The 16,417-nt window shown below is 27.5% G+C and carries 15 protein-coding genes and 1 tRNA gene; 6 read left to right on the top strand and 10 right to left on the bottom strand.

From position 1 onward, the window contains the following. The first annotated feature begins 46 nt into the window (after window positions 1-46). Window positions 47-790 (top strand): 23S rRNA (guanosine(2251)-2'-O)-methyltransferase RlmB, encoded by a 744-nt coding sequence (gene rlmB / locus Q0733_RS07005; RefSeq protein WP_298780619.1) that lies wholly within the window; start codon window positions 47-49, stop codon window positions 788-790. A 20-nt stretch (window positions 791-810) separates the two neighbouring features. On the opposite strand, the gene Q0733_RS07000 is transcribed toward rlmB, so the two are convergent. Further along, window positions 811-1,479 carry a rhomboid family intramembrane serine protease gene (locus Q0733_RS07000; protein WP_298780617.1) on the bottom strand — a complete coding sequence of 223 codons (669 nt, stop codon included), beginning with the start codon at window positions 1,477-1,479 and terminating at the stop codon, window positions 811-813. A 76-nt stretch (window positions 1,480-1,555) separates the two neighbouring features. On the opposite strand from Q0733_RS07000, the gene Q0733_RS06995 reads away from it, so the two are divergent. Continuing rightward, window positions 1,556-2,827, top strand: coding sequence for a replication-associated recombination protein A (locus tag Q0733_RS06995; protein ID WP_298780614.1), 1,272 nt, complete (start codon window positions 1,556-1,558; stop codon window positions 2,825-2,827). On the opposite strand, the gene Q0733_RS06990 is transcribed toward Q0733_RS06995, so the two are convergent. Genes Q0733_RS06990 through Q0733_RS06975 form a run of 4 tightly spaced genes read right to left on the bottom strand, consistent with a single transcriptional unit; the run spans window position 2,824 to window position 6,229 of the window. Beyond that, window positions 2,824-3,558 (bottom strand): hypothetical protein, encoded by a 735-nt coding sequence (locus Q0733_RS06990; protein ID WP_298780611.1) that lies wholly within the window; start codon window positions 3,556-3,558, stop codon window positions 2,824-2,826. The genes Q0733_RS06995 and Q0733_RS06990 overlap by 4 nt on opposite strands. 37 nt (window positions 3,559-3,595) lie before the next feature. Further along, window positions 3,596-4,927, bottom strand: a complete 1,332-nt coding sequence (locus Q0733_RS06985) for a DUF5723 family protein (protein ID WP_298780609.1) — start codon at window positions 4,925-4,927, stop codon at window positions 3,596-3,598. Between the two features lie 41 nt (window positions 4,928-4,968). Then, window positions 4,969-5,514 carry a hypothetical protein gene (locus tag Q0733_RS06980; protein ID WP_298780606.1) on the bottom strand — a complete coding sequence of 182 codons (546 nt, stop codon included), beginning with the start codon at window positions 5,512-5,514 and terminating at the stop codon, window positions 4,969-4,971. Window positions 5,515-5,545: 31 nt separating this feature from the next. Further along, window positions 5,546-6,229 (bottom strand): YjjG family noncanonical pyrimidine nucleotidase, encoded by a 684-nt coding sequence (locus Q0733_RS06975; RefSeq protein ID WP_298780603.1) that lies wholly within the window; start codon window positions 6,227-6,229, stop codon window positions 5,546-5,548. 76 nt (window positions 6,230-6,305) lie between these two features. On the opposite strand from Q0733_RS06975, the gene Q0733_RS06970 reads away from it, so the two are divergent. Together Q0733_RS06970 and Q0733_RS06965 are read left to right on the top strand one after the other, a co-directional pair. Then, window positions 6,306-7,442 carry a glycosyltransferase family 4 protein gene (locus Q0733_RS06970; RefSeq protein ID WP_298780600.1) on the top strand — a complete coding sequence of 379 codons (1,137 nt, stop codon included), beginning with the start codon at window positions 6,306-6,308 and terminating at the stop codon, window positions 7,440-7,442. Window positions 7,443-7,459: 17 nt separating this feature from the next. After that, window positions 7,460-8,725: a polysaccharide biosynthesis C-terminal domain-containing protein gene (locus Q0733_RS06965; RefSeq protein WP_298780598.1), complete on the top strand. Its 1,266-nt coding sequence runs from the start codon at window positions 7,460-7,462 to the stop codon at window positions 8,723-8,725. Here the strand turns inward: Q0733_RS06965 and Q0733_RS06960 are convergent. From Q0733_RS06960 to radC, 3 genes are all read right to left on the bottom strand, one after another. Beyond that, complete coding sequence (locus Q0733_RS06960) at window positions 8,705-9,613, bottom strand: hypothetical protein (protein WP_298780596.1); 909 nt, start codon at window positions 9,611-9,613, stop codon at window positions 8,705-8,707. The two genes, Q0733_RS06965 and Q0733_RS06960, sit on opposite strands and share 21 nt — an antisense overlap. Beyond that, window positions 9,614-10,918 carry a polysaccharide deacetylase family protein gene (locus Q0733_RS06955; RefSeq protein WP_298780594.1) on the bottom strand — a complete coding sequence of 435 codons (1,305 nt, stop codon included), beginning with the start codon at window positions 10,916-10,918 and terminating at the stop codon, window positions 9,614-9,616. A gap of 70 nt (window positions 10,919-10,988) precedes the next feature. Beyond that, a complete protein-coding gene (gene radC, locus Q0733_RS06950; protein WP_298780592.1) occupies window positions 10,989-11,675 on the bottom strand; it encodes a DNA repair protein RadC in 687 nt (228 codons plus the stop codon). A gap of 114 nt (window positions 11,676-11,789) precedes the next feature. Here radC and trkA point away from each other — a divergent pair, with 114 nt between their 5' ends. Further along, on the top strand, window positions 11,790-13,136 hold the full coding sequence (gene trkA, locus Q0733_RS06945) for a Trk system potassium transporter TrkA (protein WP_298780590.1): 1,347 nt from the start codon (window positions 11,790-11,792) through the stop codon (window positions 13,134-13,136). A gap of 3 nt (window positions 13,137-13,139) precedes the next feature. Beyond that, window positions 13,140-14,639, top strand: a complete 1,500-nt coding sequence (locus Q0733_RS06940) for a TrkH family potassium uptake protein (RefSeq protein WP_298780588.1) — start codon at window positions 13,140-13,142, stop codon at window positions 14,637-14,639. A gap of 420 nt (window positions 14,640-15,059) precedes the next feature. On the opposite strand, the gene Q0733_RS06935 is transcribed toward Q0733_RS06940, so the two are convergent. Beyond that, window positions 15,060-15,137: transfer RNA gene (locus tag Q0733_RS06935), tRNA-Val, on the bottom strand. Window positions 15,138-15,196: 59 nt separating this feature from the next. After that, the gene (locus tag Q0733_RS06930) at window positions 15,197-16,405 is read right to left on the bottom strand and encodes a folylpolyglutamate synthase/dihydrofolate synthase family protein (RefSeq protein WP_298780586.1); all 1,209 of its coding nucleotides are present in this window, start codon (window positions 16,403-16,405) and stop codon (window positions 15,197-15,199) included. Between the last annotated feature and the right edge of the window lie 12 nt (window positions 16,406-16,417).

Here is a 16,417-nt window from a genome sequence, read left to right as displayed (position 1 = left end):
TTAATATTATTTGGGTTAGATTTTATTTTTAACATACATTTGCAAAATGATAGATAAATTAACAACCATTTTTGGAATTAGAGCAATAATTGAAGCCATAGAAAGTGATTCTACTATAAATAAAATCTACCTTCAAAAAGGATTAAGAGGAAATTTATTTTATGAACTTGATAAAATAATTAAAGAAAGGAAAATTACAACAAGTATAGTACCTGTAGAAAAATTAGATAGATTATCAAAAAACAATAACCATCAGGGTGCTGTTGCCCAAATATCTCCTGTAGAATTTCATGATCTAGAACAATTAATTGAGAAAACATTAGATGAAAATAAAGTACCTCTGTTTTTATTATTAGATCAACTTTCTGATGTTAGAAATTTTGGAGCAATAATAAGAACTGCTGAATGTACTGGTGTCAACGGTATTATTGTTCAGAAAAACGGTAGTGCACCTGTAAATGCTGAAACAATAAAAACCTCAGCTGGCGCAGCTTTTAAAATACCAATATGTAAAGTAGACCATATAAAAGATGCCATTTATATGTTAAATGCTGTTGATATTAAAACTGTTGCTGCTACAGAAAAAACAGAAGACTCTATTTATGATGTTAATTTTAATCAACCAATAGCAATTATTATGGGTTCTGAACATAGAGGGGTAAACCCATCAATTTTAAAAATGTCAGACTATAAAGCAAAACTACCTTTACTTGGCGAAATAGAATCACTAAATGTTTCTGTTGCTTGTGGTGTTTTTTTATATGAAACTGTGAGGCAAAGACAAAAATAATTAGTAAACACATATCACATTTATTCTGGTAGCTCCTCCTCCACTGTTTCTGGAGGAGAAAAATTACCTTCCTCATCAAATAGTAAATCGAACTCTGTTTTTGTAAATTGATGTGCTTCTTTGGTAATCCCCTTATTTCTGTACAAGTAAGCTAAAATTAAACCTACAGTAAAACCAGATAAATGTCCTTCCCAAGACATCCCTTCTTTAATTGGTAAAACATACCAAATCATACTACCATAAAGAAAAATTACTATCAAAGAAAGTGATACTAACCTGTAATGCTTCCTAATAATTCCACTAAAAAAAACAAAACTAAAAAGTAAGTACACTACGCCACTAGCTCCAATATGAAAAGATTCTCTTGCAATAATCCAAGTAATAAAACCAGTAAAGAACCCACCAATCAATAAAACTTTATAAGCAACATCTTTATAAAAATAAAAAACACTACTTAAAAGCACAAATAAAGGAATTGAATTATTAAATAGATGCGATGTGTTACTATGTATAAAATGTGTTAAGAAAACACCTTTAAAACCACTTAAAGTTCTTGGAAAGACCCCAAACTTGTTAAAGTTGAATCCATATTTAATTTCAATTCCATAAATAAACCAAATACTAATTACATAGATTGCAGGAATTAAAAATATTGAATTTGAATATGCGAGTTTTTTGTTTGTTGTCATCAACATAAAAATAACAAAAATCTAACCAAAAAAGATTTATGCAAATTCTGTCAGAAATGTTTATTATTTTTACTGAATGAATGAACCTTTGGCAGAAAGAATAAGGCCTAAAACTTTAGATGATTATATTAGTCAGCAACATTTAGTTGGTAAAAATGGAGTTTTAACTAATTTAATTCAACAAGGAGTCATTCCTTCTTTAATTTTATGGGGACCTCCAGGAATTGGAAAAACCACGTTGGCAAATATTATTGCTACAGAATCTAAGAGACCATTTTATACTTTAAGTGCTATTAGTTCTGGCGTTAAAGATGTAAGAGATGTCATTGAAAAGGCCAAAAAAAGTGGAGGATTATTTTCAACAAAAAATCCAATTTTATTTATTGATGAGATCCACCGGTTTAGTAAATCTCAGCAAGATTCTTTATTAGGTGCTGTAGAAAAAGGTTGGATTACTTTAATTGGGGCAACCACAGAAAACCCAAGTTTTGAAGTAATACCTGCCCTACTTTCTCGTTGTCAGGTATATATTTTAAATTCTTTTGATAAAACTGATTTAATAGCTCTTTTGCATAGAGCAATAGAAAAAGATGAGCTTTTATCGACCAAAAAAATTATTTTAAAAGAAACTGATGCTTTGTTACAGGTTTCTAGTGGTGATGCCAGAAAGCTTCTAAATATTTTTGAGTTATTAGTATCTACTGATGATGAAATTGAAATTACTAACAAACTTGTTTTAGAAAAAATTCAGAAAAATACAGTTCGATATGACAAAACAGGTGAGCAACATTATGATATTATTTCTGCTTTTATAAAATCGATAAGAGGAAGCGACCCAAATGCTGCCGTGTATTGGTTGGCAAGAATGATTGAAGGTGGTGAGGATGTAAAGTTTATTGCTAGAAGGTTGTTGATTTCTGCTTCTGAAGATATTGGAAATGCAAACCCAACAGCTTTAATTTTAGCAAACAATACTTTTCAAGCAGTATCTACAATTGGTTATCCAGAATCTAGAATTATACTGAGTCAATGTGCAGTATATTTAGCAAATTCACCTAAAAGTAACGCTTCTTATGTAGCTATAGGTAAAGCACAAAATTTGGTTCAAAAAACAGGAGATTTATCTATACCTCTTCATTTAAGAAATGCTCCAACTAAATTAATGAAAGACTTAAATTACGGTAAAAACTATAAATATTCTCATGATTACCCAGATAGTTTTGTTGAACAAGAATTTTTACCTGATGAAATTTCAGGTACAAAAATCTATGAACCAGGACAAAATGCTAGGGAAAATCAGTTTAGAGAAATATTACAAAAAAGATGGAAAAAAAAATACGATTACTAGAATTTTATTTGATATTCTTTTTCTACTAATTGATTGTTTTCATAATATTGGGCTAACCAATAGCTATTGTTTTTAAATAAAATTCCGTTTTTATCTTTGATTACAAAAACGTCTTTAACATTAGTTTTTAAAATTATAAAAACAACTTTAGGAGTCATATTTACTAATTGAAATCCGTTTGCATTTGGTTGCGCATATAAAAGTTTAGATTCTTTTTTAATAACTTTGCCTTTCTGCTCTAACTCTTTAACTTTTATTATTTGAGGTGCAATTATTGTTTTTCCAACAGGTTTATCTATAATATTTTTTGGCTTCTTTATTTCCTCAATATTAGAAGATAAATAAGTATTAGAAAAATCTGACATTGTATTATATGCATTTCTAATTGACTCATGATATGCTTTTTTATACGCTTTTTCTTTACTTTTACCTTGTTTAGAACTAAAAATCAACTTACCGCTACAGTCTTTAATCTGTATTGTACTCTTTGTTGAAAACATAGAAGATGCATCTTTAATATCTGTAAATAATGCCAAACATTTATTTGCAGCTAATTCTGCTGGGAATTTTTCGTTACTTAAAAAAACTTCAAAGCCCTTCTTTTTCAATAAAAATTTCATGAGCGAACTTGTTTGATACTCATCCGTTTTTTTTAAAAAATCGAACTTCTCTGGTACAATTATATATTTATAATTATTAGTTGTATTCTGGCTGAAAACAGAAAAATTCATCAAAAAAATTAATAAATAGATTATTTTTTTTATCATTTTAGTTAAATATTAGGTTAATGCCCATTTGAAATGAAATACTATTTGCGGAAGAAAGGTCTTTAAACTCTAAAATGTTATCTATCATTCCGTATAAGTTTACAGCTCCTAATTGAGCAGACAAGCCTGCACCAAGATTAGAGTAAGAAAAATCATCTATAGTGTAAGTTATTTTAGTGTGAATTTTTTTTGTTAACGATTTTTGATAAAAACCCGTTAAAGCTAACTGAGGGCTTAACGGCCTAAAAACACTATATAACTGTACTCCAACTGCATCAGTAAAAAAATCATTATAAGAATTATCATAACAAACCTCACTTCTTTTTTCTCCAAAACTATATTTTAAAGCGAAATTTAATTTGGTTGGTCTCCAAGAAACATAAGATTCATTATCATCAGTTACCGGAACTTCTTCCTCAAATCGGTCAGTAAGCTCATTCCAAGTTTCTATTGAAGATAAATTGTTTAAAGGAAAGTCTAATCCTTCAAAAGCAAAATCACCTTCAACTTTAGTGTTTTTTATATCGTTTTTATAAGAGACATATCCTAGATCTAGGATACTTCCAGAAAATTGTAATTGAGGTGTAATATGATAAGTAACACCAAAATCTAAACCCAAACCTAAATTACCACCTAATAAAGTATTATTCAAAAAGATACTACTATCACTTATATATTCGTCATCTCTAATAATACCTGCTGTTTTAAAGTTAAGATCTACATTATTTAAATACTGTGTGTAAATATTGTTAGTTCCTTGGATTGTTGAAAATGTTCCAGTATTATTTTTAGATTCTAAATTAAATGCCGATGAATAAATTTTAAACCTACTACCAAATGTTAATTTATCATTTACTTTTTTAGTAATTCCAAGATGAAAAACACCTAATAATTCTGCTTTGTAACGAATTTCTGACAAGTTAATATTTCTAAAAACATTATCTCCATTACCTTGTGTTAAAAAAGTAAGAACATCTTTAGGGTAATAACCAATTGCATCTAACTCTTCATAGAACCCTGCGCTCAAATATGTTTTATTATTAAGCCTAAAACCAAAATTTAAAACCTCTATTTGGGTATTAATTTTAAGATAATCTCTTTCATCAATACTATTTAAAACAGAAGCAACTTTATCATTAATATCAATATTGTCAACGGCAAATAAATCAGATAAAACGAATTGCGAAGAACCAAAGTCAAAAGAAACTCCTGATAATAAAGGAATACCTACATGATATTTAAAATTAGTTTCTGCTCCAGGATTCAACAAAAGTGTTTGGGGTAGACCTGCAAAATCATATAAAACTTGTTTATTTTGAGAAAATGTTTTCATAATCAAAAAAAACAGAGGGACAAAAAGTATTTTTCTTATCATTATAAACTTGATTCTATATAAATTGTTGCTGATGATTTAAGTACAAATTCACTTGTATCTGCTGAATTCATAGGTGTTCCAGTATTTTCTATAAATGCAGTAATTCTAATTTTAGCCGTATTGGTTAAGTTTAGATTTGTTGTAGTTTCTATTTCTTCTAAAAAACTATAATTTAATTCTCCTGCATCAATTTCGATGGAATTAAAATTATAAACAGAGTTGTTATTATTGTCTATTAATTCAATTTGTAAAATAACATTTCTATCAAACTCATTTCTAATTTCAAGATTGAAATCCAATTTAACAACATTATCTCTAAAAAAAGAGTTTTCAAATACAGGAAATTCAGACTCTTCAGAAATACTAAATTGTTGTATTCCATTAGAATCAAAAAATTGAAAAGGTAAAACTGTAAAATAAGTTATTGGTGATGTATATACTGGTTTTAAAACATAATTATCTAACTGATCAAAATCTAAAGTCTGATAACAAGAAGTAAGCATTAAAAAGCATAAAAGAAAGCTTATTTTTTGTTTAGATTTCATATATTTTCGTTTTGTAACTAACGTATTAATATTATAAATATTGTTTAATTCCTATAAGCGAAGTTATGGATATGAAATTAATATTGCTAATTTTTTGTTGATCAAAATTACAATGAATTGCTTTCATACCAACATTTAGGGCTCCTTCAATATCAGCCTCAATACTATCTCCTATCATTATAGAATTGTCTTTGTTTGCTCCTGTAATTTGAAAAGCAAACTCAAAAACTTTTGAATTTGGTTTTTTAACTCCAACAGACTCCGAGGTGATAACTTTATCAAAATAATGTGCAATTTTTGAAGATTCCATTTTTTTTGCTTGGGTTTCTTCAAATCCGTTTGTAATTATATGAAGTTGATATTTATTTTTTAAGTAATCTAAAATTTGAAATGCATCCGGAAATAAATGATTAAAATGAGGTAGAAAGTCTAAATAATCAACTGAAATTAAATCAATTAAATCATCAGAAACGGTATAATTCAAAGCATCAAAAGTGTTTTTTAATCTCCCGTATTTTAACTCACTTTTGGTTACTTTTTCATTTCTAAATAATTTCCAGTAATTTAAGTTTATGGGTTTATATACTTCTAAAAAAGCATGAATATCAATTTTAATATTATATTTTAAAAATATTTTTTCAAAAGTTAAATCAGAATTTTTTTCAAAATCCCATAAGGTATGATCTAAATCAAAAAAGACGTGTTGTATTTGCATGCCGTTAAAAGTAAAAATATTACACAACAAATCCTCATTTTAAGTTGTTATATTTGTTTAAATTAAAGGTTATTTTTTGAAACAAAAATTATCAGTTTTATTTATTTGTGGTTGGTACCCTTCTAGAGTATCTCCTTTTAATGGAGATTTTATTGAAAGGCACGCAAAAGCTGTTGCAAAAAAACACTTAGTAGATGTAATTCATATTATTTCTGACAAAAATCAAAAAAATAATATAGAAATTACAGCAGAAAAAGGTAGAAACTTAAATACTCAAATTGCTTATTTAAAAAGTAGTAAAAACCTTTTTTTAAAAACATTTCTGTATTTAAAAGCTTTTTTTATACTCTTAAAAAAAATCGAAAAAATTGATATAATTCACCTAAATGAATTATATCCTTTTGGCATATACTGTTTGTACTTAAAATGGTTTAAGAAAAAGCAATTTATCATATCTGAGCACTGGACAGGTTATCATGAACCACAATCTAAAAATATTTCTGTTTTTCAGAAATTAATCTCAAAAATCATCTGTAAAAATGCTGCTTTTGTTTGCCCCGTTTCAAATAATTTAACAAAATCTATTGAACATATTGGTTTAAAAGGTACATTTAAAAGAGTACCAAATATTGTAGAAACGGATTTATTTTATCCGATAGAGAAACCAACATCAACATATACTATTACGCATGTTTCGAACATGTTGGATACACATAAAAATGTAACCGGTTTTTTAAATGTAATTAAACAGCTTGAAAATGAAATTGAACATTTTAAAGTAAATTTAATTGGTGAAAACTCCCAAAAATATAAAAAACATGCTTTAAAGTTAGGTATTAAGCCTAGTATAATTCACTTTCAAGATCAAATACCATACAAAGAAGTTGCAAAAGTTTTACAAAACAGTAATTTGTTTGTTCTTTTTAGTAATTATGAAAATTTACCTTGTGTTATTTTAGAATCTTTTTCTTGTGGAATACCCGTAATTTCTACAAATGTTGGTGGTATTAGTGAGTTTTTTCCTGAAGATTTTGGAAAATTGATCCCTAAAAAAAATGAACAAAAATTAAAAAAAGAAATCATAAATTTTTATAACAAGAAACATTTTGTTGCTGCAAAAAATAAAATGCACGATTATGTAAAAGCTAACTTTAGTGAAGATACTGTTGCAGATGATTTTACAAGCCTTTACTTAAAAGCAATAAAAGTTTAATTAGCATTTTGTAAATAATGAAACTACTTAAGTATTATCTGTCAAATTTTTTAAATAGATCTGGAAGTTATGTTTTTGGAGCTACTTTATTTGCTAGATTATTTTCATTTATCGCCTCTTGGTTAGCTCTGAAATTAATTTCAAATGATGAGTTAGGTGTTGTCCTTTTTTCTTACAATATTATTGTGTTTATAATACCTATTTCTGGTTTTGGATTACACCAAAGTTTTATTAGGTATGGCGCTCTTTTAAAAAACAAGGAAGAAAAAAACAGTTTATTTATTTCTGTTTTAAAAAAAGGAACCTTAGCATCTTTAGCTTTGATTGCTTTAATTATTATTAGTAGTTTTTTTATCAATTTTGAGTTTGACAAAACACAGTTTTATGTAATTATTTTATCTTTTATAATTCTACCTTCATATTTATTTGAAATAATTAGAGCTCAATTTAGACTTCAGCATAAAAATAAATTATTTGCATATACTGAGCTATCACATAGTATTATAAATTTAATAAGTGTCTTTATTTTAAGTTATTTCTTTAAAGAAGTCGGTTATGCAATTGCTCTTTTAATTACACCTTTAATAACTTCTCTCTTCTTTATTAAAAAATTGAATATTAATTTTAAGGCTAAAGTAAAACTAAACATTATCGATTTTTCTTTTTGGAAATATGGCTTTTTTACAAGCCTATCTAACGTAGTTACTCAATTGCTTTTTGTGATAGATATGTTGTTAATTGGTTATTTACTAAAAGACACAGAAATGATTACAAATTACAGGTACATTTCTTTAATTCCATTTAGCCTCCTTTTTTTACCAAGAGTTTTTATTGCTACCGATTTTGTAACTTTTACTGAAAATATTTTCAATAAAGAATATATTCTGAATTATATAAAAAGTTACATGTTATTTTTCTTTTTATTAAGTTGTGGATTATTACTTTTTTGTTTTTTCTTTTCAGAACAAATTTTAGCTCTTTTGGATAGTAACTTCATTCAATTTAAAGAACCTTTTTTAATATTAATAATTGGAATTATTGGAATTTTTATTTTTAGAGGCCTGTTTGGAAACTTACTCTCATCTATTGGAAAAGCTCATATAAACTATTATATCACAAGTTTATCTTTGGTTATAAATATTGCAAGTAATTATTATTTAATTCCAAAATATGGCATAAAAGGAGCAGCAATTACAACAGCTATTTTAATGTGGTTTTCGGGTATTTTATCTTTACTATGGTTTTGGTTTTTATATAAAAAACTACTTCTTAAACCACTTTAATAAAAAAGGTAAATTATTGTATTTTACCTGTTGATATTTTACTGTTTCGGCTCCAAAACTTTTATAATAATTTGCTATTGATTTCATAGAAGAACCACCAAAATTATACTCATTAAAATTGGGTTGGTATTTAAAAATTGCTCTATCATTAAAAAAAGTATGCGCTCCGTTCTTTCTATTTTTAATATCAGAAACACATACCAATTGAGTAACTTTATGATTATATTTTAAAAAAAATGCTGCAGATACTATATTATTATTAGAATCAAAAACGGTTAATAAATCACCATTTTTTTTCTTTAAACAGATTAGCATTAATTTTAATAATTTATTATAATCATTTTCTTTAATCTCTTTAACTCTAATTCCAATATTTTCTTTGAAAAGAGAAATTAATTTTTCTGGATTATCATTCCAATTTTCTATTAAATCGTTTTTTTTAGCATGTACTAATTCTCTTTTTCTATTTCTATTGTAATTCTTAAAAATAGAATTATAGTCAGAATTTAAAGAAATGAATTGTAAATTTCTATCTATCAAATTTTCTTTTGACTCCTGAATTCTATTAGTAGTATTCATTCTTAACTCTACAAACTTAAACTTATCAAAAAGTACTTTAAAAAAAGGTAGAGAATCTACTTTATCATTTAAAGAAAAAAAACCTAATTCTATCATCCAAAAAGGAGGATACACATATTTAACACCCATTTTTTTTCGCCAAGGAATTGGCATTACAGCTTGGTAATCATCCAAAACTAAAACATCCCAATTATCAGCAGCAATATCTAAATACCAAGAAAGTGCATAGATTCTACTTTGTATTGAATTCTCTATACAAGTATCATATTTTATTAGGTCTAAATCTTGTCTTTTAATGCATTTTATCATTTAAGAAGTCGCAATTTTTAACATCGATTCGTACAAGCGTTTCCAACCTTTCCAACGTAAATAATCGCTTAAAGTTTCATTATGAAATAATGTAATAAAAGTTCCGTTTACGGCTTTAACTTCGTTTTTTAAATCTCTAATTCTACCTAAAGATTGTTTAGGTGTTAATTTCATATAATCATTTAAAGTAGTATCCATCAAAGCAAAAGGAAATACTTTTAAAGGTGTTTGAATTTCAAAATCTATATCGTAAAAATAAAAAGGTGTACAGGTACTTGCTCTAAAACCAACATTACTTGCATATCCCATAGAATAATCTTCTTCTATTTCTAAATCTATTAAATGCTGATAAGTTTCTGGTAAATTAAAACGTAAATAATGCTGTCTTGATCTTTTGGTAGGCATATTTGTAATACTTTCTAATCGTTCTTTTTCTTTTTTTAAAGTTGAAGTATTTTGCATACTAAAATATGATGGATGCAAACCTACTTTTGCATAATCTACCATCTGTTTAATTAATAATTTATATCGATTTTTAGCAGCAGAAATATTCGTATCAAAAGTGGTATAATCACCCATTAAAAAAAAGAAAATAGTATTTACTTTATATTCTTTTTTTAATCTTAAAATTTTATCAAAAGTATCAAAATGATCTTTTTTTAGATTTACAATTACTGCAAAACGATTCCAAATATCAAGAATTTTAAATTTAAAAAAATCATTAATAAAACCACCAACGTTTCTTATTAAACTCTTGTGTTTGTATGCAAAAGCATTATCTATATCAATTGTTGAAATAAATTTATAATCTCTTTTTTTATAGTTATAATCAGGGAATTTATTTTGCAAGACTGCTAAAAATTTAAATGCCCAAATATCTATTACTGGTTTTTCTAAAAACCCTTCTTTATAAGCAATGCTTTGTTCTGCTGTATATCTTCCATGTATGTCTTTTACATGCGGCAAATACTCTTCGTATCTTGAAATTAAATAAAAACTTGCTGCAAAAATATCAAAAGGAATTGTTGATTTTAAATTTGTATTAAAAAAGCAAGGAATTTCATCCCATTTTTGAATTTTTAATTCTAAATCATTTACGCCCTGTTCAAACAATAATGGGTTACTTTTTACAAAAAACTCATTTCCTAATGCCGTATTTGTATAGGATAATTTAGGACCGTTATGCGCAACAAACTCTTCAACTTTAGTTGTAAAATCTACATTTAACATTAAAGTTCTGAAAAAAATATGCTTAAAAATATAACGAACTCTTGGTGTTATTTTATGTGTGTAAACTAATATCATTTTTTTAATTGATAGTTTTCTGTTGCAGTTTTCTGCTAAAAAACTACTATTAGCAACTCCAAACTAAAGATTACAATAATCCTTCATCTGCAAAGCTAAAATACGCTTTTTCGGTAATTATTAAATGATCAAGTAGTTTAATATCTAAAGTAATTCCTGCTTGTTTTATTTTCTGTGTTAATTGTTCATCTGCATTACTAGGTTCTAATTTTTCTGATGGATGATTATGACAAACAATTATACCTACAGAAGCCAACTCTAACGCTCTTTTAAACAACAATCTAATATCTACAACTGTAGCTGTTAAACCCCCTTTACTAATTTGATCTTTAGCTAAAACTTTATTTGAATTATTTAAAAAAAGCACCCAAAATTCTTCGTGCCCAATATTACCAATAATGGGTTGCATTAAATTAAAACCATCTTTACTACATGTTATTTTAGGTTTTTCTAACGCAATTTCAAATTGTCTTCTTTGCCCAAGCTCTAAAGCTGTAATTATAGCAATTGCTTTAGCTTCTCCAATTCCATTAAAAGCTATTAATTTTTCTACAGATAGTTTTGCCAATGCATTAATATTATAATCTACGGATTGTAATATTCTTTTAGATAATGCTACAGCTGATTCTGTTCTATTTCCTGAACCAATTAAAATAGCAATTAACTCAGCATCCGATAAAACATTTTTACCTTTTTCTAATAGTTTTTCGCGAGGTCTATCATCTAAAGCCCAATTTTTTATGGTTAGTTTTTTCATCAATCAATTTTAAATAAAGATACAAAAAACATCAAAATAATTGAAAATGTAGATTTATGCATAAAACCTCATCAAGTCTTTATATCTTTGCAGTCTATCATTTTACACCCAAATATGAAGATTATTATAGCTGGTGCCGGAGACGTTGGTTTTCATTTAGCTAAATTACTTTCTTACGAGTCTCAAGATACTTATATCATAGATTTTGATGGAGAAAAATTAAACTACATAAACAATCATTTAGATGTTATCACCAGAAAAGGTGATGCAACATCCATCAAACTCTTAAAAGAAATTGGTATTGACAAAGCAGATTTGTTAATTGCCGTTACAGATAGCCAGAACACAAACTTTACTATTTCTGTGATTGGAAAATCTTTAGGAGCAAAAAAAACGATTGCAAGAATTGATAATCCAGAATTTTTAAATAATTGCGAAGTTGATTTTAAAAAATTTGGATTAGACTTTATGATTTCTCCTCAAGAATTGGCTGCAGATGAAATTAAAATGCTTTTAAATCAATCTTCATTTAACGATACTGTTGCTTTTGAAAATGGTCTTTTTAATGTGATGGGTACAGCACTTGATTATAAATCTCCATTAATAGATTTAACAGTAAAAGAAGCTAAAGAAAAGTTTTTTGCAGTAGATTTTATTACAATTGCTATTAAAAGAGAGGGCATATCGCAAACGATAATTCCACGTGGAGATACAGTATATCATCAAAATGATCAAGTATACTTTTCTGTACCAAATCATAGTATAGAAAAATTGTATCCAATTATTGGTAAAGATCATGTAACTATAAAAAATGTGATGATTCTTGGAGGTAGTAGTGTTGGCGAAAAAACAGCAAGAAACCTTTGTAAAGATAATTTTAAAGTTAAACTGATAGAAAAAAATAGAGAAAAAGCTGAAAATCTAGCTGAAGATCTAAACAATACTTTAGTAATAAATGGAGATGGTAGAAATTTAGAACTTTTAGAAGAAGAAAATATTAGAGAAATGGATGCTTTTATTGCTGTTACAGGCAATACAGAAACAAACATAATGTCTTGTTTGGTAGCAAAATCTAAAGGCGTTAAAAAAACCATTGCTCTTGTTGAGAATATGGATTATATTGATATATCTCAAACCATTGGTATTGAAACTTTAATCAACAAAAAACTAATTGCCGCTAGTAATATTTTTAAACATATTAGAAAAGGTGAAATTTTAGCACTAGCTAATTTACATAATATTGATGCTGAAGTATTTGAATTTGAAGTACAACCAAATGCAAAAGTTACCGAAAAACCAATTAGAGATTTACGCTTTCCTAGAGAAGCTGTTTTTGGAGGAATTATTAGAGACGGAAAAGCATTAATGTCTTTTGGTAATATGCAAATTCAAAACGGAGATAAAGTAATTGTTTTCTGTTTACCTGAAGCAATAAGTACAGTTGAAGGATTATTTAATTAATAAATGGGATCTTTAAATACAAAAATAATTTATCGTTTTTTAGGAATCACAGCCGTTTTAAACGGTTTGTTTATGTTTATTACATTTCCTTTCAGTGTTTTTTTTAATGAATATGAAAAATGGGGCATTTTAAATGCTGGTATTATTACTGTTTTTATTGGACTACTACTCTACTTTTTTAACAAACCCACAAGTACAAACATCCAAAAAAAAGAAGGCTATTTAATTGTTACTTTAGGCTGGTTAACACTCTCTATTACAGGAATGCTACCATACCTGTTATCAGGTGCTATACCCAATGTTTCAGATGCTTTTTTTGAAACAATATCCGGTTATTCCACCACAGGTTCCTCTATATTAACTGATATTGAAGCGATGCCAAAAGGAATTTTATTTTGGAGAAGCGCAACACATTGGATTGGCGGCATGGGTATTATTGTACTTACAATTGCTATTTTACCTCTATTAGGAATTGGAGGAATGCAACTTTTTATGGCTGAAGCTCCGGGGCCATCTGCAGATAAGTTACACCCAAGAATTACTGATACTGCTAAACGTTTATACCTAATATATGTAATTTTAACTTTTGCTGAATTTTTCTTATTAAAAATTGCGGGTATGACTTGGTTTGATGCCATTAATCATGCAATGGCAACCGTTAGTACTGGTGGTTTTTCTACCAAAGCAGAAAGCATTGCTTTTTATAACGATACTCCAATAATTCAGTATATTATCATCTTTTTTATGTTTGTAGCAGGTACAAACTTTGTATTAACTTATTTCGCATTAAAAGGTAAAGTTCAAAAAGTTTTTCAGAGCGAAGAATTTAAGTATTATTTATTCGGAACTATAGGTATAGCAATAATTATAGCTATAATAATTATCTTTTTTCAAGACCCTAGTTTAAAATCTGTTTTAGCTCACCCAGAAGTTTATGGTAAAACCGAAAGTGCTTTTCGACATGCTTTCTTTATGGTTATCTCTGTTATAACAACTACTGGTTTTGTATCCGCAGATTTTACAATGTGGAATTATTTAGCCACAGGGATTTTCTTTGCACTTTTCTTTACAGGTGGTTCTGCTGGTTCTACAAGTGGTGGTATAAAAGTCGTAAGGCACATTATTATGTTAAAAAATAGTTTTTTAGAGTTTAAAAAAGCGTTGCATCCTAATGCGATTATTCCAGTAAGATACGATAGCAAAACCGTACCTCAAACCATTGTATTTAACATTCTTTCTTTTTTTATTATCTACATGCTAATTTTTATAATTGCTACTGTAATTCTAACTTTTTTTGGTTTGGATTTTATTTCTGCTATAGGTGCTGCAGCATCTTCATTAGGTAATATTGGGCCTGCTATTGGCTCTGTAAGCCCTGTAGATAATTTTGCTCATTTAAGTTCAGGTGCAAAGTGGTTTTGTTCTTTTTTAATGTTGATTGGTCGTCTAGAACTTTTTACAGTTTTAATTTTGTTTACACCATTCTTTTGGAGAAAAAGTTAATTTTACTCTCAACCTCTTTTTTTTCATTAAATAAAATAACTTCAAACATTATAACTAGATTAGATACTAAATGATATTGATTGTTTTTATATTCTTAGAAAAAAAATAAAATGCTTCTTTTATTTCAAATCGAGTACTGATAATAGTAGATTAAAAAATATTTTAGCATGATTACAAAAGTTTAAATAAACAGGATATATGAAATAAAATATACTCACTCAAAAAAAACATTTGATTTTAACAGGTATACTACTTTGACAGAACTTGAAGCCTATCTAATTAAATCCATAAATCCCAAACTACTTAACTTACTAGAAAGTATAAAAACTGTAGGGTAACATCAGTAGGATAAAAGACATAAACCTCTAGAGAAAAGATATTATAAATTTAAAAAACCTCGATAAAAATATCGAGGTTTTATGGTGGGCAATGAGGGATTCGAACCCCCGACCCCCTCGGTGTAAACGAGGTGCTCTGAACCAACTGAGCTAATTGCCCTAACGGGATGCAAATATAAAATAGATTTCCTTTCTACCAAAAGAAAAACAAACTTTTTTTTAAATTATTTCTGCAACTACAAATGTGCTTCCTCCAATATAAATTGTATCATACTGATTTGCATTACTTAATGCTTTTTTTAGTGCTTTTTTTACAGAAGAATATTTTTCCCCTTTTAATTGAAACTTTAAAGATTCTAATTGTAAAACCTCTTCAGATAAACCTCTTGGGATATTTGGCTTGCAAAAATAATACGATGCATCTTTAGGAAAAAAAGGCAAAACCTCTTCTAACTTTTTATCGGAAACAACGCCTAACACAATATGTAATTGCTTATATTCTTCTTTTTTAAGTTGATTTAAAACTATTTTTAAACCTTCTGCGTTATGTGCTGTATCACAAATAACCTTTGGTTTATGCTGCAAAATCTGCCACCTACCTTTTAAATTAGTATTTCTTACAACGTTTAACAATCCATCAGAAATATTTTCTTTTAAAACTTTAAATCCTTTTAACTCTTTAATTGCTTTTACTGCAGTTTTAGAATTTGATTTTTGATAATCACCCAATAAATCAGTTGGAAAATCGATTATTTCATCCGAAGCAAAAAAGATTCTAGAATTTTCTTCTTTTGCTTTTTTTATAAAAACTCGCTCAACATCTAGTTGCCTTTCACCTATAATTACAGGTGTCTCATTTTTAATAATCCCTGCTTTTTCAAACGCTATTTCTGGCAACGTTTCACCTAAAAACTGAGTGTGATCTAAACCTATATTTGTAATTACTGAAACCTCTGGTTTTATTATGTTTGTTGAATCTAATCTTCCTCCCAAGCCGACTTCAATAATAGCAATATCTACTTTTTCATCAGCAAAATAATTAAAAGCTAAACCAACTGTCATTTCAAAAAAAGATAGTTTTTGTTCTTCTAAAAAATCTTTATATTTTTTTATAAATGAGGAAACTTTTCGTTTAGGTATTTCACTCCCATTAATTCTTATTCTCTCTGTAAAATTCTTTAAATGCGGTGAAGTATACAAACCAACTTTATAACCTGCTTCTTGTAAAATTGAGGCTAACATATGACTTGTTGAACCTTTTCCGTTAGTACCACCTACATGAATAGATTTAAACTTTTTTTCTGGATAATTAAGCTCTTTAGAAAACGCTAAAATATTGGTTAAATTTTTTTTGAATGCCGTTTTACCTTCACGTTGATACATGGGTAATTGCGCAAACATCCAATCTAAAGTTTGTTGGTAATTCATTTCGCAAAAATA

The organism is uncultured Polaribacter sp., from assembly GCF_947500975.1.
GTDB lineage: Bacteria > Bacteroidota > Bacteroidia > Flavobacteriales > Flavobacteriaceae > Polaribacter.
This window is presented reverse-complemented; position numbering and strand designations above follow the sequence as displayed.

What these genes read in the sequence shown, in the direction of transcription:
- rlmB (WP_298780619.1), top strand. Translation starts at nt 47, where the DNA reads ATGATAGATAAATTAACAACCATTTTTGGAATTAGAGCAATAATTGAA.
- Q0733_RS07000 (WP_298780617.1), bottom strand. Translation starts at nt 1,479, where the DNA reads ATGACAACAAACAAAAAACTCGCATATTCAAATTCAATATTTTTAATT.
- Q0733_RS06995 (WP_298780614.1), top strand. Translation starts at nt 1,556, where the DNA reads ATGAATGAACCTTTGGCAGAAAGAATAAGGCCTAAAACTTTAGATGAT.
- Q0733_RS06990 (WP_298780611.1), bottom strand. Translation starts at nt 3,558, where the DNA reads ATGAATTTTTCTGTTTTCAGCCAGAATACAACTAATAATTATAAATAT.
- Q0733_RS06985 (WP_298780609.1), bottom strand. Translation starts at nt 4,927, where the DNA reads ATGAAAACATTTTCTCAAAATAAACAAGTTTTATATGATTTTGCAGGT.
- Q0733_RS06980 (WP_298780606.1), bottom strand. Translation starts at nt 5,514, where the DNA reads ATGAAATCTAAACAAAAAATAAGCTTTCTTTTATGCTTTTTAATGCTT.
- Q0733_RS06975 (WP_298780603.1), bottom strand. Translation starts at nt 6,229, where the DNA reads ATGCAAATACAACACGTCTTTTTTGATTTAGATCATACCTTATGGGAT.
- Q0733_RS06965 (WP_298780598.1), top strand. Translation starts at nt 7,460, where the DNA reads ATGAAACTACTTAAGTATTATCTGTCAAATTTTTTAAATAGATCTGGA.
- Q0733_RS06960 (WP_298780596.1), bottom strand. Translation starts at nt 9,613, where the DNA reads ATGATAAAATGCATTAAAAGACAAGATTTAGACCTAATAAAATATGAT.
- Q0733_RS06955 (WP_298780594.1), bottom strand. Translation starts at nt 10,918, where the DNA reads ATGATATTAGTTTACACACATAAAATAACACCAAGAGTTCGTTATATT.
- radC (WP_298780592.1), bottom strand. Translation starts at nt 11,675, where the DNA reads ATGAAAAAACTAACCATAAAAAATTGGGCTTTAGATGATAGACCTCGC.
- trkA (WP_298780590.1), top strand. Translation starts at nt 11,790, where the DNA reads ATGAAGATTATTATAGCTGGTGCCGGAGACGTTGGTTTTCATTTAGCT.
- Q0733_RS06940 (WP_298780588.1), top strand. Translation starts at nt 13,140, where the DNA reads ATGGGATCTTTAAATACAAAAATAATTTATCGTTTTTTAGGAATCACA.
- Q0733_RS06930 (WP_298780586.1), bottom strand. Translation starts at nt 16,405, where the DNA reads ATGAATTACCAACAAACTTTAGATTGGATGTTTGCGCAATTACCCATG.